The 19,786-nt window shown below is 71.1% G+C and carries 20 protein-coding genes and 2 pseudogenes; 13 read left to right on the top strand and 9 right to left on the bottom strand.

The genetic code is table 11. From position 1 onward, the window contains the following. Positions 1-8: 8 nt before the first annotated feature. The gene (locus tag RBJ65_RS01120) at positions 9-197 is read right to left on the bottom strand and encodes a ribbon-helix-helix protein, CopG family (protein WP_306322891.1); all 189 of its coding nucleotides are present in this window, start codon (positions 195-197) and stop codon (positions 9-11) included. A 154-nt stretch (positions 198-351) separates the two neighbouring features. Here RBJ65_RS01120 and RBJ65_RS01125 point away from each other — a divergent pair, with 154 nt between their 5' ends. Continuing rightward, positions 352-789, top strand: a complete 438-nt coding sequence (locus RBJ65_RS01125; protein ID WP_306322890.1) for a MarR family winged helix-turn-helix transcriptional regulator — start codon at positions 352-354, stop codon at positions 787-789. 66 nt (positions 790-855) lie between these two features. Beyond that, positions 856-2,205, top strand: coding sequence for an MFS transporter (locus RBJ65_RS01130; protein WP_306322889.1), 1,350 nt, complete (start codon positions 856-858; stop codon positions 2,203-2,205). A gap of 314 nt (positions 2,206-2,519) precedes the next feature. Here RBJ65_RS01130 and RBJ65_RS01135 read toward each other — a convergent pair whose 3' ends face one another. Then, the gene (locus tag RBJ65_RS01135; protein WP_306322953.1) at positions 2,520-3,512 is read right to left on the bottom strand and encodes an aldo/keto reductase; all 993 of its coding nucleotides are present in this window, start codon (positions 3,510-3,512) and stop codon (positions 2,520-2,522) included. 39 nt (positions 3,513-3,551) lie between these two features. Then, the gene (locus tag RBJ65_RS01140) at positions 3,552-4,517 is read right to left on the bottom strand and encodes an AraC family transcriptional regulator (RefSeq protein WP_306322888.1); all 966 of its coding nucleotides are present in this window, start codon (positions 4,515-4,517) and stop codon (positions 3,552-3,554) included. A gap of 107 nt (positions 4,518-4,624) precedes the next feature. Between RBJ65_RS01140 and RBJ65_RS01145 the strand changes: the two genes are divergently transcribed. Then, positions 4,625-5,542, top strand: coding sequence for an MBL fold metallo-hydrolase (locus RBJ65_RS01145; RefSeq protein ID WP_306322887.1), 918 nt, complete (start codon positions 4,625-4,627; stop codon positions 5,540-5,542). Here the strand turns inward: RBJ65_RS01145 and RBJ65_RS01150 are convergent. Continuing rightward, positions 5,523-6,206 carry an SGNH/GDSL hydrolase family protein gene (locus RBJ65_RS01150; protein ID WP_306322886.1) on the bottom strand — a complete coding sequence of 228 codons (684 nt, stop codon included), beginning with the start codon at positions 6,204-6,206 and terminating at the stop codon, positions 5,523-5,525. The two genes, RBJ65_RS01145 and RBJ65_RS01150, sit on opposite strands and share 20 nt — an antisense overlap. 82 nt (positions 6,207-6,288) lie before the next feature. Here RBJ65_RS01150 and RBJ65_RS01155 point away from each other — a divergent pair, with 82 nt between their 5' ends. Then, positions 6,289-7,305, top strand: a complete 1,017-nt coding sequence (locus tag RBJ65_RS01155; RefSeq protein ID WP_306322885.1) for a WD40 repeat domain-containing protein — start codon at positions 6,289-6,291, stop codon at positions 7,303-7,305. Position 7,306: 1 nt separating this feature from the next. On the opposite strand, the gene RBJ65_RS01160 is transcribed toward RBJ65_RS01155, so the two are convergent. Together RBJ65_RS01160 and RBJ65_RS01165 are read right to left on the bottom strand one after the other, a co-directional pair. Continuing rightward, positions 7,307-7,717 (bottom strand): PPOX class F420-dependent oxidoreductase, encoded by a 411-nt coding sequence (locus RBJ65_RS01160; protein ID WP_306322884.1) that lies wholly within the window; start codon positions 7,715-7,717, stop codon positions 7,307-7,309. A 31-nt stretch (positions 7,718-7,748) separates the two neighbouring features. Then, positions 7,749-8,383 (bottom strand): annotated as a pseudogene (locus tag RBJ65_RS01165) (TetR/AcrR family transcriptional regulator); the annotation flags it as partial. Between RBJ65_RS01165 and RBJ65_RS01170 the strand changes: the two are divergent. After that, a pseudogene (locus RBJ65_RS01170) lies at positions 8,328-8,465 on the top strand (daunorubicin/doxorubicin resistance ABC transporter ATP-binding protein DrrA); the annotation flags it as partial. The pseudogenes RBJ65_RS01165 and RBJ65_RS01170 overlap by 56 nt on opposite strands. Continuing rightward, on the top strand, positions 8,465-9,190 hold the full coding sequence (locus tag RBJ65_RS01175) for an ABC transporter permease (protein ID WP_306322883.1): 726 nt from the start codon (positions 8,465-8,467) through the stop codon (positions 9,188-9,190). The pseudogene RBJ65_RS01170 and the gene RBJ65_RS01175, both read left to right, overlap by 1 nt. Before the next feature lie 323 nt (positions 9,191-9,513). Here RBJ65_RS01175 and serC read toward each other — a convergent pair whose 3' ends face one another. Both serC and RBJ65_RS01185 read right to left on the bottom strand, forming a co-directional pair. Further along, positions 9,514-10,632, bottom strand: coding sequence for a phosphoserine transaminase (serC, locus tag RBJ65_RS01180; protein ID WP_306322882.1), 1,119 nt, complete (start codon positions 10,630-10,632; stop codon positions 9,514-9,516). A gap of 75 nt (positions 10,633-10,707) precedes the next feature. Beyond that, positions 10,708-11,583: a LysR family transcriptional regulator gene (locus RBJ65_RS01185; RefSeq protein ID WP_306322881.1), complete on the bottom strand. Its 876-nt coding sequence runs from the start codon at positions 11,581-11,583 to the stop codon at positions 10,708-10,710. A 184-nt stretch (positions 11,584-11,767) separates the two neighbouring features. On the opposite strand from RBJ65_RS01185, the gene RBJ65_RS01190 reads away from it, so the two are divergent. Continuing rightward, on the top strand, positions 11,768-12,733 hold the full coding sequence (locus RBJ65_RS01190) for a DMT family transporter (protein ID WP_372341423.1): 966 nt from the start codon (positions 11,768-11,770) through the stop codon (positions 12,731-12,733). A 52-nt stretch (positions 12,734-12,785) separates the two neighbouring features. On the opposite strand, the gene RBJ65_RS01195 is transcribed toward RBJ65_RS01190, so the two are convergent. Next, entirely contained in the window at positions 12,786-13,442 is a 657-nt protein-coding gene (locus tag RBJ65_RS01195; protein ID WP_306322880.1) for a DUF4232 domain-containing protein, read from the bottom strand. Positions 13,443-13,804: 362 nt separating this feature from the next. Between RBJ65_RS01195 and RBJ65_RS01200 the strand changes: the two genes are divergently transcribed. From RBJ65_RS01200 to RBJ65_RS01225, 6 genes are all read left to right on the top strand, one after another. Then, complete coding sequence (locus RBJ65_RS01200) at positions 13,805-14,215, top strand: VOC family protein (RefSeq protein ID WP_306322879.1); 411 nt, start codon at positions 13,805-13,807, stop codon at positions 14,213-14,215. Positions 14,216-14,224: 9 nt separating this feature from the next. Further along, positions 14,225-14,701: a helix-turn-helix transcriptional regulator gene (locus RBJ65_RS01205; protein WP_306322878.1), complete on the top strand. Its 477-nt coding sequence runs from the start codon at positions 14,225-14,227 to the stop codon at positions 14,699-14,701. 5 nt (positions 14,702-14,706) lie between these two features. Continuing rightward, entirely contained in the window at positions 14,707-15,378 is a 672-nt protein-coding gene (locus tag RBJ65_RS01210; protein ID WP_306322877.1) for a glyoxalase, read from the top strand. Between the two features lie 225 nt (positions 15,379-15,603). After that, on the top strand, positions 15,604-16,428 hold the full coding sequence (locus RBJ65_RS01215; RefSeq protein ID WP_306322876.1) for a TIGR03084 family metal-binding protein: 825 nt from the start codon (positions 15,604-15,606) through the stop codon (positions 16,426-16,428). Continuing rightward, positions 16,425-18,191, top strand: coding sequence for an acyclic terpene utilization AtuA family protein (locus RBJ65_RS01220; RefSeq protein WP_306322875.1), 1,767 nt, complete (start codon positions 16,425-16,427; stop codon positions 18,189-18,191). The genes RBJ65_RS01215 and RBJ65_RS01220 overlap by 4 nt, the downstream gene beginning before the upstream one ends. Further along, positions 18,188-19,786: an acyl-CoA carboxylase subunit beta gene (locus RBJ65_RS01225; protein ID WP_306322874.1), complete on the top strand. Its 1,599-nt coding sequence runs from the start codon at positions 18,188-18,190 to the stop codon at positions 19,784-19,786. The genes RBJ65_RS01220 and RBJ65_RS01225 overlap by 4 nt, the downstream gene beginning before the upstream one ends.

A 19,786-nucleotide genomic window follows, 5' to 3' on the forward strand; every position in this document is an offset into this window, starting at 1 on the left:
GGAGGGTGCTACGAGGCGATGTCCCCGTAGAACCGTTCCGTCTCCTCGACGGCCGTCTTGAAGCGTTCGTCGAAGTCGTCCCGAATGAGCGTCCGGACCACATAGTCCTGGACGCTCATTCCCCTTTTCGCGGCATGCACTTTGAGCCGGTCGAGCAGCTCACCGTCGATCCGCAGACTGAGCACTGTCGATCCCATACGGACAGGGTCGCGGGCCGCCCCGACCCGTTGCGTCACTTTCCGCATCCGGCTCACTCGTATGGGTGATGAAACTTTCAACGTGGCTGGGATCACGGTCTTGTGCCGCCCCCCTGGTAGTCGTTAGACACAGTAATGAGTTACGCTAACGAACATGCCAGACCTCTCCCATGGCGACGATGTTGCCGCCGTGAACTCCCTGCGTTCCGCAGTGATGCGCCTGTCGCGTCGGCTCAAGCACCAACGGGTCGACGAATCGCTGAGCCCCACCGAGATGTCGGTGCTCGGCACGCTCGCCGGATGCGGCTCCGCGACACCGGGCGAGCTGGCCCGCAAGGAGCATGTGCAGCCGCCGTCGATGACCAGAATCGTCGCGCTCCTCGAGGCCAAGGGACTGGTCCGGCTTGAGCCTCACCCCGAGGACCGTCGGCAGAAGGTCGTCACCTCCACCGAGCAGGCCGAGACCATGCTCGCGGAGAGCCGCCGCAAGCGGAACGCGTGGCTGGCCAACCTCGCCGAGGGCCTCGACGAGGACGAGTGGGCCAAGCTGCGCGCGGCCGCGCCCGTTCTGGAGAAGCTCGCGCATCTGTAGCAGCACCGAAGCAGCACCGATCAGGACGACCGCCGCGTAGGACGACCGCCGAGGAGGCGAACCCCTTTGAGCACGGGATCCGGAGCAGACTCCGCCCCCGTCCCAGCCGCCCACGACACGACCGCCCGCCCCCGTAAGACCTCGATGTTCGCGAGCCTGAAGGTACGCAACTACCGCCTCTTCGCGACCGGGGCCGTCATATCCAACACCGGCACCTGGATGGCCCGCATCACCCAGGACTGGCTGGTGCTCTCCCTCACCGGGTCCTCCGCCGCCGTCGGCATCACCACGGCGATGCAGTTCCTTCCGATGCTGCTCTTCGGCCTGTACGGCGGTGTGATCGCCGACCGCTTCGCCAAGCGCAACCTGCTGTTCTGCACGCAGGGCGCGATGAGCCTGTCGGGTCTGTTCCTGGCCACTCTGACGCTCACCGGGAACGTGCAGGTGTGGCACGTCTACGTAGCCGCCTTCTTCACGGGCCTCGTCACGGTCGTCGACAACCCGACGCGGCAGTCGTTCGTGTCCGAGATGGTGGGGCCTGATCAGGTTCGCAATGCCGTTTCCTTGAATTCGGCCAACTTCCAGTCCGCGCGCCTCATCGGGCCGGCCGTCGCCTCCGCGCTGACCGCCGCGGTCGGCCCCGGCTGGGCGTTCCTCGCCAACGGGCTCTCCTTCCTCGCCCCGCTCACCGGCCTCATGCTCATGCGTACGCACGAGTTGCACGAGATCAAGCGGGCGCCGCGCGGCAAGGGGCAGTTGAGGGAGGGGCTGCGGTACGTCTCGCGGCACCCGGAACTGATCTGGCCGATTGTTCTTGTTGGTTTCGTCGGCACCTTCGGCTTCAACTTCCCGATCTGGCTGAGCGCGTACGCGGACGACGTGTTCCACGGCGGGGTCGGACAGTACGGCCTGTTCAACACGCTCATGGCGATCGGTTCGCTGGCGGGTGCGCTGCTCGCGGCGCGGCGGCGTTCGACGCGGCTGCGGGTGCTGGTCGGGGCGGCGATCGGTTTCGGTGTCCTGGAGGTCGCGGCGGCGTGGGCGCCCGGCGTCTGGGCGTTCGCCCCGCTGATCGTGCTGCTCGGCATCCTCGGCCTGACGGTGAACGTGACCGCCAACTCCACGGTGCAGATGGCCACGGATCCGGAGATGCGGGGGCGTGTGATGTCCCTGTTCATGATGGTGTTCACCGGTGGTACGCCGCTGGGCGGCCCGCTCTTCGGCTGGCTCGCGGACGAGTTCGGGGTGCGGGTGAGTTTTGCCCTGGCCGGGGTGATCTGTGCGGTTGCCGCGGTCGGCGTCGGGCTGATGCTGGCGCGGGCGGCGAACCTGCGGTTGAAGGTGGATCTGCGGCGGGGCGAGCGGCATGTGCAGTTCGTTCCACGTGAGCCGAGGGAGCTGGCCGCGGTGGCGTGAGCGGGACGTGTTGCGCCCCTCCGGCGTTGCGGCCTCGGGGCTCTGCCCCGGACCCCGCTGCTCAATCGCCGCAGGGGCTCCAATTGGGCCCACTTCAGCCCCGCGCCTCAAGCTCCGCTTGGGCCCACTCCGGCCCCGTGCCTCAAGCTCCGCCGGTGATTGAGGCGTGGGGAGCGGGGCGGGTTAGGGTCGGTGTGTGGACCCGAAGACTCGTAACCGGATCATGGCCGGTGTGCTCGTGTTGATGTTCTTCGTCGTGGCGATCGCGGCGGCCGTCGGCCAGTAGCCGGCCGGCAGCCGCCGCGTACCCGCTGTTACCAGGCGAACGCCTCGGGAGACGGGCCCGGGCCCGGGAAGATCTCGTCGAGGCCGGACAGGACCTCCTCGCTCAGCTCCAGCTCGACCGCGCGCAGCGCCGAGTCGAGCTGCTCCTGCGTGCGCGGCCCGACGATCGGCCCGGTGACCCCGGGACGGGTGAGCAGCCAGGCCAGCGCCGCCTCACCGGGCTCGATGCCGTGCTTGTCCAGCAGATCCTCGTAAGCCTGGACCTGCTCGCGCACCTTCGTGTTCGCCAGCGAGGACGCGGAGCGGCCCTGGGACCTGCGCCCGCCCTCGCTCTCCTTCTTGAGCACGCCGCCGAGCAGCCCGCCGTGCAGCGGGGACCACGGGATGACGCCGAGGCCGTAGTCCTGCGCGGCCGGGATGACCTCCATCTCGGCGCGGCGCTCGGCGAGGTTGTAGAGGCACTGCTCGCTGACGAGGCCCATCCGGCCGTGCCGTGCGGCCAGTTCATTGGCCTGGGCGATCTTGTAGCCGGGGAAGTTGGAGGAACCGGCGTAGAGGATCTTGCCCTGCTGGATCAGTACGTCGATGGCCTGCCAGATCTCCTCGAAGGGAGTGCGGCGGTCGATGTGGTGGAACTGGTAGATGTCGATGTAGTCGGTCTGGAGCCGCTTGAGCGAGGCGTCGACGGCGCGGCGGATGTTCACCGCGCTGAGGTGGTCGTGGTTCGGCCAGACGGGGCCGCCGTCGCCGGCCATGTTCCCGAAGACCTTGGTCGCGAGGACCGTCTTGTCGCGGCGGCCGCCGCCCTGCGCGAACCAGGTGCCGATGATTTCCTCGGTGCGGCCCTTGTTCTCGCCCCAGCCGTACACGTTCGCGGTGTCGAAGTAGTTGATGCCGCTGGCCTGCGCCGCGTCCATGATGGCGTGGCTGGTGGCCTCGTCGGTCTGCGGACCGAAGTTCATGGTGCCGAGGACGAGCCGGCTGACCTTGAGTCCCGTGCGTCCGAGCTGTGTGTACTTCATGTCTGCCATGGCTGTATAGCCAAGGACGTGGAGTGCGCTCTAGGCAAGCGGGCCGGGGCTTCGGGCGGGGCGCACCGTCGTCCGGTACCGGCCCGGCGTCACCCCGAACTCCCGGCGGAAAGCGTGCGAGAGGGCGTACGGCGAGCCGTAGCCGACCTGTCGGGCCACCGACTCCAGGGGCGCCGCGTCCGTGCGCAGGAGCGTCGCCGCGCGGGTCATCCGCCACCACGTCAGATACGCCATCGGGGCCCGGCCCACGAGGCCCGTGAAGCGTCTGCCCAGGGTGGCGCGGGAGACGCCCGCGCGGGCCGCGAGGCGGTCGGCGGTCCAGGGGTGCGCCGGGTCGGTGTGCAGCAGGCGCAGCGCCTCGGCCACCACCGGGTCGGCGAGCGCGGCGGGCCAGCGGCCGGTGCCGCGCCCCGCGTGGTCCGTGGTCCAGGCCCGGATCATGTAGACGAGGAGCAGGTCGAGCAGGCTCGGCACGGCGGCGTCGGAGCCGGGCCGGGTGGCGGCGGCCTCCCGGCTCAACAGGTCGACCGCGGCGCGGAGTTCGGGGTGGCCGCCGTCGTCGTACGGGAGGTGCACCACGTCCGGGAGTTCGGCGAGCAGCGGATGGGTGTGGCTGCGGTCGAGGCGGTACTTGCCGCACAGCAGCTCCACGACCTCCGCGGTGCCAGGATCGGGGGCCGCGGGGAGGTCGGGCAGCATGCCGAAGGAGCTGGGCAGCATGTCGAAGGGGATGGCGCGGGTGACGTCCGCCGGGTCCGTCGGTCCTTCGGCCAGGACGTGTCCCGCGCCGTGCGGCAGCAGCACGGCGTCGCCGGCGCGCAGGGTGAGGGCGGGGCCGTCGTCGGGCAGCAGCCAGCAGTCGCCGGACAGCGCGATGTGGAAGCCCGCGCCGTCGTACGGGGCCAGGCGCACGCACCACTTCCCGGCCACCGTCAGGCGGTTGGTGGACGGGGTGCCCGTCCGTACCGCGGCTATCGCGTCGCTCACCACGTCCATGGGGTCAGGGTAGGCGGACCGTGTGGAGGGAGGGATGAGCTGTTCGCGTATCCGGGCGAGCCGGGTGCGCATTGAGGCGCTCGCGGGCCGTTCCTAGCGTGATCGTCATGGACAACGGCATCGAACACCTCACGCTCGGCGGCACCGAACCCCTCACGCTCGGCGACATCGACATCCTCAAGGTCGTCGAGATGCGCGCACCCTTCGCGCCGCCCACCGACCTGTTCCCCGGCACCGACGACGTCTGGCGCGACCACGAGGGGTGGCTCGTCCCGGACTTCCAGGACCCGGACAGCGGGCTCGTGCTGGTCGCCGTGCAGGCGTGGGTGCTGCGCAGCGAGGGCCGCACGATCGTCGTCGACCCGGGCGTCGGCAACGGCCGCGAGCGCCCCGGCACCCCGCACTTCTCCGGATGGGACACGGACTTCCTCGACAAGCTCGCGGCGGCGGGCGTGCGGCCCGAGGACGTCGACCTCGTCGTCAACACACACATCCACGGCGATCACGTGGGCTGGAACACCCGTGAGGAGGACGGCCGTTGGGTGCCGACCTTCCCCAGGGCCGACTACCTGATCCCGCGCGCCGACCACGACTTCTTCGGGCCCGGGGGCGCCGCCGTCACCGCGCGGGACAACCACCGCTTCCTCTTCGCCGACAGCATCGCGCCGGTCGTCGCCGCGGGACAGGCCGTGCTCTGGGAGGGGTCCCATCGCATCGACTCCGGCCTCGTCCTGGAGGCGGCGCCGGGGCACACGCCGGGCTCGTCGGTGCTGCGCCTGGCCTCGGGGGAGGACCGGGCCGTGTTCGCGGGGGACGTGCTGCACAGCCCCGCCCAGATCGTCGCTCCGACGTGCAGCAGCACCCTGTGCGTGGACCCGAAGGAGTCCGCGGCCACCCGGGTGCGGGTGCTCGGGCGGGCCGCCGACGAGCGGGAGTTGGTGATTCCGGCGCACTTCCCGGGGCCTGGCGCGGCGGAGGTGCGGCGGGCCGGGAGCGGGTTCGCGGTCAGCCGGTGGGCCGCTTGAGCGGGGGCACAGGTACGTAGGGTCCGCCGATGCCCCACGCCTGGTGCAGCGCGTCCGCGAAGGAGGCCGCGAGTCTGTGTTCGCCGGAGGCGTTGGGGTGGGTGCCGTCGTACGTGTCCTGGTGGATGTCGTACGAGTCCGGGACCGAGGCCAGCAGGAGCGGGGAGCGGGGTTCGTCGAGGTCGGCGACCGTCTTCGCCAAGAGGGTGTTGAAGTGGGCGACCTCGGAGGCGAAGGGGGCGTCCGACTCGGCGCGGACGTTGGGGATGACGGGGAGCAGGACCATGCGGAGCGACGGGTGCGCGCGGCGGGCCTCGGCGAGGAAGCGGCGGGTGTTCGCCGCCGTCTGCTCGGCGTCGGTGTAGAAGCCGAGGTCGATGAGGCCGAGGGAGACGAGGAGGACGTCGGGGCGGTGCGCCGTGACCGCGTCCGCGATGACCGGCGCCATGTGCTGCCAGCCCTCGCCCCAGCCGGCCAGGTGGTGCTGCGGGAAGTCCGGTTCGGCGTAGTCGTGGCCGCCGTCGCCGTGCAGGGCGGTGCGGGGGCCGACGAGGGTGCCTTCGGTGCCGGTGGCGCGCAGGTGCTGCCAGAAGCGGAGCCGCCAGGTGTGTTCACCGGCGCTCCCAATGGTCATCGAGTCGCCGACCGGCATGAACCTGAGCATTCGCTCATCATCGTCGATCGCGCCGGGTGCGTGCGTGTGAGCCCCAACACGCCGCCCCCGGTGGGCCTGGCAAGCTTGGGGCATGCGTGCGTATCTGGGGGCGGCAGGGGTCGCCGCGGTTCTCGTTCTCGGCGCGGCCGTCTCCGGTCCCGCGGTCGCCGACTCCCGCTCCGTCGGCTCCGTCGGCTCCGACGGGTTCACGATCAAGGATCCGCGGATCACCGAGTCCAGCGGCCTCGCCGCCTCGCGCGCCCACCCCGGCGTCTACTGGACCCACAACGACAGCGACGACGGCGCCTACTTGTACGCGGTCGACGGCCGCACCGGGAAGACCGTCGCCACCGTCACCATGAGCGGCATCGGCTCCCCGCGCGACGTCGAGGCGATCTCGATCGGCCCCGACGGGAACATCTACGTGGGCGACATCGGCGACAACCTCGGCGGCAAGTGGGACCACGTGTGGATCTACAAGCTGCCCGAGCCGAAGAAGCTCGTCGACCAGACGGTGCGGGCGACGCAGTACGACGTTAAGTACGCCGACGGACCCCGCAACGCCGAGTCGTTGATGGTCCACCCGAAGACGGGCCGCGTCTACATCGTCGAGAAGGGCGACGACGGAGGCGGCCTCTACGAGGGCCCCGCCACGCTCGACTCCTCCACCACCAACACCTTCCGCCGCGTCGCCGAGATCGACCTGTGGGCGACGGACGCCGCGTTCTCGCCCGACGGCGAACAGCTCTCCGTACGCGGCTACTTCGGCGGCATCTCGTACAAGTGGAAGGACGGGAAGCCCGAGCGGCAGGGCCGGTTGAGCGTGCCGATGCAGCCGCAGGGCGAGTCGCTGACGTACACGCCGGACGGGAAGACGCTGCTCTACGGGAGCGAGGGGCAGGGGAGTCCGGTGGAGCCCGTGGAGGTCGAGGGCGCGGGATCCGGCTCCGGCGACGGCTCCAACACGCCCTCGGACCAAGGCGGTTCGGACGGCGGGGACGGCGGCAGCGCCTTCACCGGCAAGGCCGGAGCGGTCGGCGCGGCCGCCGTCCTCATCCTCCTGTTCGGCATCGGCCGCCTGCTGCGCAAGCCGACCGGCAAACGGTGAACTACTCGCCGAGCGGGCGCACTTCGTAGTGCAGCGTCCGGTCCCGGCGCACCTTGTGGGCGAGCGGCACCGTGAAGCCGTGCAGGACCGGGTACTTGTGGCGGATGAGCGAGGCCGCGTGCCGGGCCTCCTCGCTGCCCTGGTCGAGCAGCCGGACCCGGCCCTTGAACGCGGGACCCGTGGGCGCGCCGCGCAGCGTGGACGGCGCGATCTCCACCTCGGGGTTGTTGCGCATCCGCTTGGCCTTCCAGGCCTTGCCGAAGGTCCGGAAGTACGCGTGGTCGCCCTCGACCGCGATGTTCACGGGAGTGCCGACGCCGGTGCCGTCCTTCTTGTGGCTGGTGAGCAGGACGGCGTACTGCTTCACGAACGGGGCGAGCGCGGGGCTCGGATCGGGCTTGTCAGTCGCCATACGTCCATGAATGCACCGCTTCGGCGTTCTGTCACCTCTTCTCGCCGCCCCTGCCGTCCCCGCCGTCCCCGCCGCGCGCCGCGACGAGGACGTCGAGCCCGTCCAGGATCCGCCGGAGCCCGAACTCGAAGTGGTCGAAGCCGGACGCGAACGTGTCCTCGGACAGGGACGCCATGACCGGGTACGCGCCGCTGGCCATGGCGGCCTCCAGGGCGGGCCGCTGGGCCTCCCAGAACGCGGCGTCCGTCATGCCCGACGTCGTCTCCGCCTCCTCCTCGTAGACGCGGGTGCGCGCGACCCCGGACACGTCGGACAGGCCCATCGGCTTGATGAGGGCCATCATCTTCTCCATGGAGGTCAGCGCGCCGGGGCCGATCACGGGGCGGGCCTGGTTGACCTGGAGCAGCCAGGGGTGGCGCTGGTAGAGGGCCAGGGTCTCGCGGGCCATCGTGGCGACCGCGTCCCGCCAGCCGCCGTCGCCGAGCGCGTCCTGGTCCTCGTACGGGATTGCACCCGGTCCAGCATCAGGTCGAGCAGCTCGGCCTTGCCCGGTACGTACCGGTACAGCGACATGGTGCCGGTGCCGAGGTCGGTGGCGAGGCGGCGCATCGAGGCGTTGCGGGTGCACGCGCCGGTCGCCGACCGGGTCGCCGCGCTCACGGACGAGGGCGTCGCGGTCGAGGACATAGGGCTGCGCAGGCCGAGCCTCGACGATGTGTTCCTGCAGCTGACGGGGAGGGCCGCGTGATGAGTACGAGGACGAGTACGAGTACGAGGACGAGTACGAGTACGGCTGTGTACTGGGCGGTGGCCGACTGCTGGAACGTGGTGCGGCGTGGGCTTACCCACTATCAGCGCCAACCGGTCAACATCGGGGACTACCGGGACTTCCTGATGCCGGGGATGTTCGCGATGACGATGGCGTTCGGCTTCATCAACACGGCGACGCTCGTGGTGCACGATGCCACGAAGGGGGTGATCGACCGGTTCCGCTCGATGCCGATGGCGCCTTCGGCGGTGGTGTCGGGGCGGGGTGTCACCGATCTGCTGGTCGCCTGCGTGGAGTTGGCGATCGGCTGGCGGCCGGACGGCGGGGTCCTGGGCGGGCTCGCGGCGTTCGCGCTGCTGCTGTGGCTACGGTTCGCGCTGATCTGGCTGGGGGTGTGGCTGGGGCTGATCGTCCCCAACCCGGAGGCGGCGGGCAGTCTCTTCGCGGTCGCCTTCCCGCTGACGATGATCTCCAGCATTTTCGTGGCGCCGCAGTTGATGCCGGATTGGTTGGGCGTGGTGGCGGCGTGGAACCCGATTTCGTCCACGGTTGCCGCGGCGCGGGAGCTTTTCGGTACGCCGGTGGGGGCGGGGGGTTCTTGGGTGGAGCAGCATGCGGTGCTCATGGCTGTGGTGTGGCCGGTGATCCTTACGCTGGCCTTCCTCCCGCTCGCCGTGCGGCGGTTCCAGCGCCTGTCCCGTTGACCGGCACGGTGGTTGCGCACCCGGGGCTCCGCCCCGGACCCCGCTGCTCAATCGCCGCAGGGGCTTGAATGGTCGGGCCTCGTTGCTCGGTCGCCGCAGGGGCTTGAATGGTCGGGCCTCGTTGCTCGGTCGCCGCAGGGGCTTGAATGGGTCACCTTTGCCGCGGGCCTTGCGATCTCCGCCGGCGGGGCAAATCAAGCCCCGCCGGCGATTGAGGCGCGGGGTCCGGGGCAGAGCCCCGGGGGCGTAACGCCGGTTCGGCTATCAAGCCCCGCCGGCGATTGAGGCGCGGGGTCCGGGGTGGAGCCCCGGGGGTGGCCGGGTCAGAGGTGGGTGATGACGTGGTCGATGCAGGCCGTCAGGGCCTGGACGTCGGACGGGGCGATGGCCGGGAACATCGCGACGCGCAACTGGTTGCGGCCGAGCTTGCGGTACGGCTCCGTGTCGACGATCCCGTTGGCCCGCAGCACCTTGGCCACAGCGGCAGCGTCCACACTCTCGTCGAAGTCGATCGTGCCGATGACCTGCGACCGCTTCGCGGGATCCGTGACGAACGGCGCCGCCACCTTCGACTCCTCGGCCCACGAGTACAGCCGCGAGGACGAGTCCTTCGTACGGGCCGTGGACCAGGCCAGACCACCCTGACCGTTGATCCAGTCCAGCTGCTCCGCGAGCAGGAAGAGCGTGGCGAGGGCCGGGGTGTTGTACGTCTGGTTCTTGCGGGAGTTGTCGATCGCGGTCGGGAGCGAGAAGAACTCGGGGACGTGGCGCCCCGAGGCGTGGATGCGCTCGGCGCGCTCGATCGCGGCGGGGGAGAAGACGCCGATCCACAGGCCGCCGTCGCTCGCGAAGGACTTCTGCGGGGCGAAGTAGTAGACGTCCGTCTCGGCGATGTCGACCGGCAGGCCACCCGCGCCGGACGTGGCGTCGACGAGGACGAGCGAACCGGAGTCGGCGCCGGCGACGCGCTTGATGGGGGCCGCGACACCCGTCGAGGTCTCGTTGTGGGTCAGGCCGTAGACGTCGACCCCGGCCTCGGCGACCGGCTCCGGGTGCGTACCCGGGTCGGAGGAGATCACGGTCGGCTCGGCGAGCCACGGCGCGAGCTTCGAGGCCTTGGCGAACTTGGAGGAGAACTCGCCGAAGTTCAGGTGCTGCGACTTGTTCTCGATCAGGCCGTGCGTCGCGACGTCCCAGAACGCGGTCGAGCCGCCGTTGCCGAGCACGACCTCGTAGCCCTCGGGGAGGGAGAAGAGGTCCTTGACGCCTTCGCGCACGCGACCGACCAGGTTCTTGACCGGGGCCTGGCGGTGGGAGGTGCCCATGAGGGACGTACCGGTGGCGGCCAGGGCGTCCAACGCCTCCGTACGCACCTTGGAGGGGCCAGCGCCGAAACGTCCGTCGGCGGGCTTGATGTCAGCGGGAATCTGGATCTCAGCCACGAAATGGAGGGTAGCCGGTGGGGTTTCGCCGACCGCAAGGTGTTCGGTGGGTGAGATGCCAGGTCTCGCGCCCGCTCACGGCGCCGGGCGCCACGGCCCCGCGATCTCGTGCGCGAGCGCGATCAGGGCGGGGACCGAGGGGTGGCCGGGACCTTGGCGGCGGGCCAGGAGGACCGGGAGGTCGGGGGCGTCGGTGAGCGGGACGTAGGTGACACCGGGGTACGGGTGCAGGCCCTCGGTCGCCGTCGACGTCACGCCCACCGCCCGGTCCGCGGCGATCGCGGCGAGCCAGTCGTCGGTATTGGCGACGGTCAGGCTCGCGGTGGGCCGGACGGCGGGCGGCCACAGGGCGAGGGAGGTCGTGCCGGAGACGGTGTTCAGGGCGATGACCTGGTCGCTGAGATCGGCGAGCGCCAGGCGCGGGCGGCGGGCCAGCGGGCTGTCCGAAGGCACCGCCGCGACCCGCGCCTCCTCGTGCAGCAGCTCGGTGATCAGGCCGGGCGTCTCGACCGGGCCGCGCAGCACGGCGAGATCGACGGCGCCGCGCACCAGACCCGCCGTACGGTCGTCGATGCGCAGCAGCTCCAGCGGTACGTCCGGGTGGTCCCGGCGCCAGCGGCGCAGCAGCGGAGTCGTGAACTCGCCCGCCGCCGACCAGGCGTGGCCCAGGCGCAGCGGGCGGTGCGGGGCGCGGGCGGCGGCCAGCGCGTCCTCGAACGCGGCGACGGCGACGGCCGCCTTCTCGTGGAACGAGTGCCCCTCGGGGGTGAGGTCGAGGTGATGGGTGGAGCGGTCGACGAGCCGCACGCCGAGCGCGTCCTCAAGGGCCGCGAGGGTGCGCGAGACGACGGGCTGGGTGAGCCGCAGCCGGGCGGCGGCGCGGGTGACGCTGCGCTCCTCGGCGACGGCGAGGAAACAGCGCAGGTGGCGCAGCTCCGGTTCCCTGGTCATGTGCGTGGAGCATAACGGCGGCCCAATACGCATTTCACGGGGCATGCCGGGCGGCTCTAGCGTGGATCGGTGCCCAGGACGGACCGTGAGACGGACTGTTCATCATGCTGTCCTGTAGCGTCTAATACATTGCACTCATCGTTGAACTCATCGTTGAGCTGGGAAACCTGGAAAGGGGTGGACCGTGAGCGGCCCGCAGACCGAACCCGTGGCCGTGGCGCAGGACGTCGCCCCGGCCGTGACCGCGAGCGCAGGCGCGGAGCCGAAGCGCCGACGCGGCTCGCTGGGGCCGGTCGGCCTGGTCCTCGCGGGCTGTATCTCGGTGCAGTTCGGCGCGGCGCTCGCGGTGAGCCTGATGCCGCGCGCCGGGGCGATCGGCGTCGTCACGCTCCGCCTCGTCGTGGCGGCCGTGGTCATGCTCGTCGTCTGCCGCCCCCGGCTGCGCGGGCACTCGCGCGCCGACTGGGGCACGGTCGTCGCCTTCGGCATCGCCATGGGCGGCATGAACCTGCTCTTCTACCAGGCGGCGGCCCGTATCCCGCTCGGCATCGCGGTCACCTTCGAGGTCCTCGGCCCGCTCGCCCTCTCCGTCTTCGCCTCCCGCCGCCTGGTCAACGTCGTGTGGGCGGGGCTCGCCCTGTGCGGCGTGTTCCTGCTCGGCGGGGCGGGCGACGGGCTCGGCGGGCTCGACCTGGTCGGTGTGGCGTTCGCGGTCGCGGCGGGCGCCTGCTGGGCGACGTACATCATCTTCAGTGCCCGCACGGGGCGCCGCTTCCCGCAGGCCGACGGGCTCGCGCTCGCGATGGTGGTCGCCGCGGTCCTCTGCCTGCCGCTCGGCATCGCGACGGCCGGTACGAAGCTGCTCGACCCGGTGACCCTCGGCCTCGGCGCCGCCGTCGCCATCATGTCGTCCGTCCTGCCCTACACCCTCGAACTCATCGCGCTGCGCAAGCTCCCCGCGTCCACGTTCGCGGTGATGATGAGCCTCGAACCGGCGGTCGCCGCCCTCTCCGGCTTCCTCGTCCTGAGCCAGGACCTGGCCTGGTCGGAGGTGCTGGCCATCGCCCTCGTCATCGCGGCGAGCATGGGCGCGGTGCGTACGCAGGTGGGGCGGCGGAAGGATCCGGACGCGGTGGTCCTGCGGGACTGAGGGCGGCCTCGGGGGTGGTGGTTCCGGCGGGTGGTGGTCCGGCAGGTGGCGGTCACTGCTTGCCGGTGCCGACCGGGTCCACGGTGACCTTCTGGTCGGCGCCCTCGGTGACCGGGAGGCTGAAGTCGCCCGGGAGCGAGGTGGAGTGGGTCTCGTTCGGCGGCGTGACGTCGAGGGAGTCGATCCGGACGCCGGTGCCGCCGGTGTTGTTCTCCGGGTAGTGCAGCGTGAAGCGGGTCGTCTCGCCGTTCTTCAGGACGACGGTCGGCGCCGCGAGGCTGCTGCGCTGGGCGCTGAGCGGGGTGCCGGCGTCCTTGGAGTTGAGGTCGACGCCGGGGAAGCCCTTGAGCGAGCAGGCGTCGCCGGTGTTGCGCATGCTGACGACTATGGAGCCCTCGGCCATGCCGTGCCCGGAGTCGAACGCCAGGTTCGCCGTCTTGCACGGGCCGGTGTTGATCTGACCGTGGCCGGTGCCATCGGCGGCCTTCGCGGCGTCCGGGTCGTCGGGGGTGTCCACGGCGTCCTTCTTGCCGGTGGCCTCGTCGCCACCGGTGCCGCCGTTCCCACCCGTGGAAGAGGAGGCGGACGCGGACGAGTCCGACGACGCGTCGCTCGCGCCCGCGGCGGAGTCGTCGTTGCCCTGGCAGGCGGTGAGCGAGAGGCCCGCGGCGAGGGCGACGGCGGCGAGGGTGAGCTTGCGAGCGCGCATGGGGTTCGTCCTTAACTCGTAGGTCGGTGACTCGTAGGTCGGTGACTCGTGGATCGGTGACTCGTAGGTCGGTGACTCGTGGATCGGCAACTCGTAGGTCGGTCCGAGTTACTGATCTTCAAGACCCGCCCCGCCCGCGGATCGTTCCGCCTGGCCGCCACCCCATACATGCCTGTTACACATGGCTGACTTTCCATCACCGCTGGGACCGAGTCGTGACGTTGGAGATCTTGAACTCGCTCCGCCGCCCGGCTATTTGTGGCCCGGCTGTTTGTGGCCCGGCTGTTTGTGGCCGGATTCCATCGGTAATCGGTCCGGAAACGAGAAGTCCGGGGCGCGGAGCCGCTTTTAACCTGCTCGCCATGAACATCACCATTCACACGAGCGCCCTGCCGCACGACGACCCGGACGCGTCGCTCGCCTTCTACCGCGACGTACTCGGCTTCGAGGTCCGCAGCGACGTCGGCCAGGGCCGGATGCGCTGGATCACCGTCGGCCCGCCAGGACAGCCCGACACCTCCCTCCTCCTGGCGCCGCCCGCCGCCGACCCGGGCATCACCGAGGACGAACGCCGCACCATCACCGAGATGATGGCCAAGGGCACGTACGGCTGGATCCTGCTGGCCACCCCGGACCTCGACGCCACCTTCGAGCGGGCGCAGTCCGGCGACGCCGAGGTCGTCCAGGAGCCGACCGAGCAGCCGTACGGCATCCGGGACTGCGCCTTCCGCGATCCGGCGGGCAACCTCGTCCGCATCCAAGAGCTGCGCTGAGGCCCCGCCATGTGTCAGCCCGAGTGGCGGCGCGCACGCGTCGAGGCGCAGCGCCTGACCGACCTCGCCCGGCTGCGCCGCGTCCGCGACCGCATCGACCGGGAGTACGCGCAGCCGCTGAACGTGGAGGCGCTCGCCCGCGACGCCCACATGTCCGCCGGGCACCTGAGCCGGCAGTTCCGGGCGGCGTACGGCGAATCCCCGTACTCGTACCTGATGACGCGGCGCATCGAGCGCGCGACGGCGCTGCTGCGGCGCGGCGAACTCAGCGTCACCGAGGTCTGCTTCGCGGTCGGCTGCGCGTCGCTCGGCACGTTCACCACCCGCTTCACCGAGCTGGTCGGCATGCCGCCCGGGGCCTTCAAGCGGCGTGCGGAGGCGGCGGCGGAGGCGGAGGTCGAGGGGATGCCGGCGTGCGTGGCGAAGCAGGTGACAAGACCGGTCAGGAATCGAGAAGTCCCGGACACCGCCCCGCCCATAGCGTGACACCCATGACGACAACCACCGCGCACACCGCGTCCACCGGCTCCACCTCCGTCTCCCTCGCGACCGTCACCCTGGAGGTCCCCGACACCGAGGCCGCCCACCGCTTCTACGCCGCCTTCGGAGTTGACGCCCACATCCAACTGCGGGCGTCCGAAGGGGAGTCCACCGGATTCCGCGGCTTCACGCTGGCGCTCACGGTGTCCGGGCCCGCCACCGTCGACGGCTTCCTCGACGCCGCCGTGGCCGCCGGCGCGACCGTCCTCAAGCCCGCCACCAAATCGCTCTGGGGATACGGCGGCGTCGTCCAGGCTCCGGACGGAACCATCTGGAAGGTCGCCACCTCGGCGAAGAAGGACACCGGCCCCGCCACCCGCGAGATCGACGAACTCGTGCTGCTGCTCGGAGTCGAGGACGTGAAGGCCAGCAAGCAGTTCTACGTCGACCAGGGCCTGGCCGTGGCCAAGAGCTTCGGCGGCAAGTACGCCGAGTTCACCTCCGACGCGACCAGCCCCGCCAAGCTGGCGCTCTACAAGCGCCGCGCCCTGGCCAAGGACCTCGGCGTCCCCGCCGACGGCACCGGCTCCCACCGCGTCGCCCTGACCGGCACGGGCACCGACACCACCTTCACCGACCCCGACGGCTTCACCTGGGAAGCCGCACCCTCCGCGCGGTCCTGAACGCCCAGCACCCAGGGGATGGGACTGTGACGCCCATCGCCAACCTGATCGGCGTTTCGCGTCACAGTCCTCTCGGGTCCTCTCGGGTCCTCTCGGGTCCTCTCGGGTCCTCTCAGGTTCTCTCAGGTTCTCTCAACTTCCCATGCAAGCACGCTTGCTTGTTTCTGGGCCCGCTGCCATGCTCCAAGCACGCCGCACACCGCCGTGCCCCGATTGGAGCGCACCGTGTCCGAACCGTCCGCCGTGTTCGACGACTTGCGGGACGAGAGCGAGGAACTCGACGCGATCGTGCGGGGGTTGAGCCCGGAGCAGTGGGCCGCCCCGACCCCCGCGCCCCGCTGGACCGTCGCCCACCAGATCGCCCACCTCGCCTGGACCGACCGCGCCGCCCTCCTCGCCATGAGCGACGCCGACGCCTTCGCGGGCGAGGTGGAGAAGGCGGTCGCCGCGCCCGAGTCCTTCGTCGACGACGGGGCCGATGAAGGCGCCCGGCGGGACCCGGCCGCGCTGCTCGCCGGATGGCGGGAGGGGCGCGAGCGGTTGCAGGGGGTGCTGCGCGCCGCCGCGGCCGACAAGACCCGGTTCCCCTGGTACGGGCCGCCGATGTCCGCCGCCTCCATGGCGACCGGGCGGCTCATGGAGACGTGGGCCCACGGCCAGGACGTCGCCGACGCCCTCGGTGTCGTACGGACACCCACCGACCGGCTCCGGCACGTCGCCCGGATCGGCGTACGCGCCCGGAAGTTCGCCTTCGACGTGCATGGCGGCACCGCGCCCGAGAGTGAGTTCCGCGTCGAACTCCGGGCGCCGAGCGGTGAGTTGTGGACGTACGGGCCCGATGGCGCCGAGCAGAAGGTCACCGGAACCGCCCTCGACTTCTGCCTCCTCGTCACCCAGCGCGCGCACCGCTCCGACCTCGACGTACGGGCCGAAGGCCCCGACGCCGACCGGTGGCTCGACATCGCGCAGGCCTTCGCCGGGCCACCGGGGAAGGGGCGCGTGCCGAAGGGGAGTGTGTCGAAGGGGCGGGCGCCGAAGGAGGCCCGATGAGCGGGCCCGTGCTGCGGATCGGCAACGCCTCCGGCTTCTACGGTGACCGGTTCGACGCCATGAAGGAGATGCTGACCGGCGGCGAGCTCGACGTCCTCACCGGCGACTACCTCGCCGAACTGACCATGCTCATCCTCGGCCGCGACCGGCTGAAGAGCGCGGACCGCGGCTACGCCCGCACCTTCCTGCGGCAGCTGGAGGAGTGTCTGGGGCTGGCCGTCGAGCGGGGCGTCAAGGTCGTCACCAATGCCGGGGGTCTCAATCCGGCCGGACTCGCCGATGCTGTGAGGGAGTTGGCGGCGCGGCTCGGCGTCCCCGTGCGCGTCGCCCACGTCGAGGGCGACGACCTGCTCGCGACCGGCCGCTTCCCCGGCGCGCTCACCGCCAACGCCTACCTCGGCGGCGCCGGCATCGCCGCCTGCCTCGGCGCGGGCGCCGACATCGTGGTCACGGGGCGTGTCACCGACGCCGCGCTGGTGACCGGGCCGGCGGCCTGGCACTTCGGGTGGGCGGGCGATGCGTACGACCGGCTGGCGGGGGCCGTCGTCGCCGGGCACGTGCTGGAGTGCGGGACGCAGGCGACCGGTGGGAACTACTCCCGGTTCGCCTCCCGCGCAGGGGAGTTGGGGCGGCCCGGCTTCCCGATCGCCGAGATGCACGAGGACGGTTCCGCCGTCATCACCAAGCACCCCGGTACCGGTGGATTCGTCGAGGTTGGCACTGTCACTGAGCAGTTGCTGTACGAGACCGGGGGTGCCCGGTACGCCGGGCCCGACGTGACCGCTCGCCTCGACACCGTCCGCCTGGAACCGGACGGGCCCGACCGGGTGCGCGTCCACGGCGTGCGCGGCGAGGCCCCGCCGCCCACTCTCAAGGTCGGGCTCAACCGGCTCGGCGGGTACCGCAACGAAGTCGTGTTCGTCCTCACCGGGCTCGACATCGAGGCGAAGGCGGACCTGGTGCGACACCAGATGGAGGACCACTTCCGCCGCGCCAAGTCCGGTCCGGAACAAGTCCGTTGGGAACTCGCCCGCACCGACCACCCCGACGCCGACACCGAGGAGACCGCGAGCGCCCTGCTCCGCCTCGTCGTGCGCGACCAGGACCAGGACGCCGTCGGCCGCGCCCTCAGCGGCGCCGCGGTGGAGCTGGCGCTCGCCTCCTACCCCGGCTTCCACGTCACCGAGCCACCCGGCAAGGGCTCCCCGTACGGGGTGTTCGAGGCGGCGTACGTGGAGCGCGCCGACGTCCAGCACGTCGCTGTCCTCCCGGACGGGGAACGCCGCCCCATCCCCGTAGGCGAAGGACCGACACGTCCTCTCGACCCCGTCGACGACCCCGAACTCCCGCCCCCGCCGCCACCGGGTCCGACGCGCCGCGTCCCCCTCGGCCTGATCGCGGGTGCGCGGAGTGGGGACAAGGGCGGCGACGCGAATGTGGGGGTGTGGGTGGAGACGGCTGCCGCGTGGCAGTGGCTGGTCCACGAGCTGACCGTTGAGCGGTTCCGCGAACTGCTCCCCGAATCCTCGGCACTTGGAGCCCCTGCGGCGATTGAGCGGCGGGGCCCGGGGCAGCGCCCCGCGACCGCAACCCCGCTCCCCGTAACAAGACACCCGCTCCCCAACCTCCGCGCACTCAACTTCACCGTCGAACGCATCCTCGGCGAGGGCGTCGCCGCCCGGCACCGGTTCGACCCGCAGGCCAAGGGCCTCGGCGAATGGCTGCGCTCCCGCCACCTCGACATACCGGAGGCCCTCCTGTGACGGTCCTGGCCAGCGCCCTGGACACCCGGTCCGACGACTACGCCGCGCACCGCACCGCCCTCCTCGGCAAAATCGCCGCGCTGGATGCCGAACACACGAAGGCCGTGGCGGGCGGCGGCGAGAAGTACGTCGACCGGCATCGGGGGCGCGGCAAGCTCCTCGCCCGTGAGCGTGTCGAGCTGCTGATCGACCCCGACACCCCGTTCCTCGAACTCTCCCCGCTTGCCGCCTGGGGCAGCGACTACGCCGTCGGGGGCTCCCTCGTCACCGGCATCGGCGTCGTCGAGGGCGTCGAGTGCCTGATCACCGCCAACGACCCCACCGTGCGCGGCGGCGCCAGCAACCCGTGGTCCCTGAAGAAGGCGTTGCGCGCGAACGAGATCGCGCGCGTCAACCGTCTGCCGTGCATCTCGCTCGTCGAGTCCGGTGGTGCCGACCTTCCGTCACAGAAGGAGATCTTCATCCCGGGTGGCGGGATCTTCCGCGATATCACGCGGCTCTCGGCCGCCGGCATTCCCACCGTCGCCGTCGTCTTCGGCAACTCCACCGCCGGAGGCGCGTACATCCCCGGCATGTCCGACCACGTGATCATGGTGAAGGAGAAGGCGAAGGTCTTCCTCGGCGGACCGCCGCTGGTCAAGATGGCGACCGGCGAGGAGAGCGACGACGAGTCGCTGGGCGGCGCCGGGATGCACGCCCGTGACTCCGGGCTCGCCGACTACTTCGCGCTCGACGAGCGGGACGCGATCCGGCAGGCGCGGCGTGTCGTCGCCCGCCTCAACCACCGTAAGGCGCACGCGGATCCGGCTCTCGCCGAGCCGCCCAAGTACGACCCGGAGGAGCTCCTCGGCATCGTGCCGGAGGACCTGAAGGTGCCCTTCGATCCGCGCGAGGTCATCGCCCGCGTCGTCGACGGTTCGGACTTCGACGAGTTCAAGCCGCTGTACGGGGCGTCGCTCGTGACCGGCTGGGCGGAGCTCCACGGCTATCCCGTCGGCGTCCTCGCCAATGCGCAGGGTGTGCTCTTCAGTGAGGAGTCGCAGAAGGCGGCGCAGTTCATCCAGCTCGCCAACCAGCGCGACATTCCGCTCCTCTTCCTCCACAACACCACCGGTTACATGGTCGGCAAGGAGTACGAGCAGGGCGGCATCATCAAGCACGGCTCGATGATGATCAACGCCGTCTCGAACTCGCGGGTTCCGCACCTGTCCGTCCTCATGGGCGCCTCGTACGGTGCCGGGCACTACGGCATGTGCGGGCGGGCCTACGATCCCCGTTTCCTGTTCGCGTGGCCGAGTGCCAAGTCCGCCGTCATGGGGCCGCAGCAGCTCGCGGGCGTGCTGTCGATCGTCGCGCGGCAGTCGGCCGCCGCGAAGGGGCAGCCGTACGACGAGGAGGCCGACGCCGGACTGCGGGCCATGGTCGAGCAGCAGATCGAGGCCGAGTCGCTGCCGATGTTCCTGTCCGGGCGGCTCTACGACGACGGGGTCATCGACCCCCGCGACACCCGGACCGTCCTCGGTATCTGCCTGTCCGCGATCCACACCGCACCGTACGAGGGCGCCCGCGGCGGCTTCGGCGTCTTCCGGATGTGA

Source organism: Streptomyces sp. KL109B, from assembly GCF_030766935.1.
Taxonomy (GTDB): Bacteria; Actinomycetota; Actinomycetes; order Streptomycetales; family Streptomycetaceae; genus Streptomyces.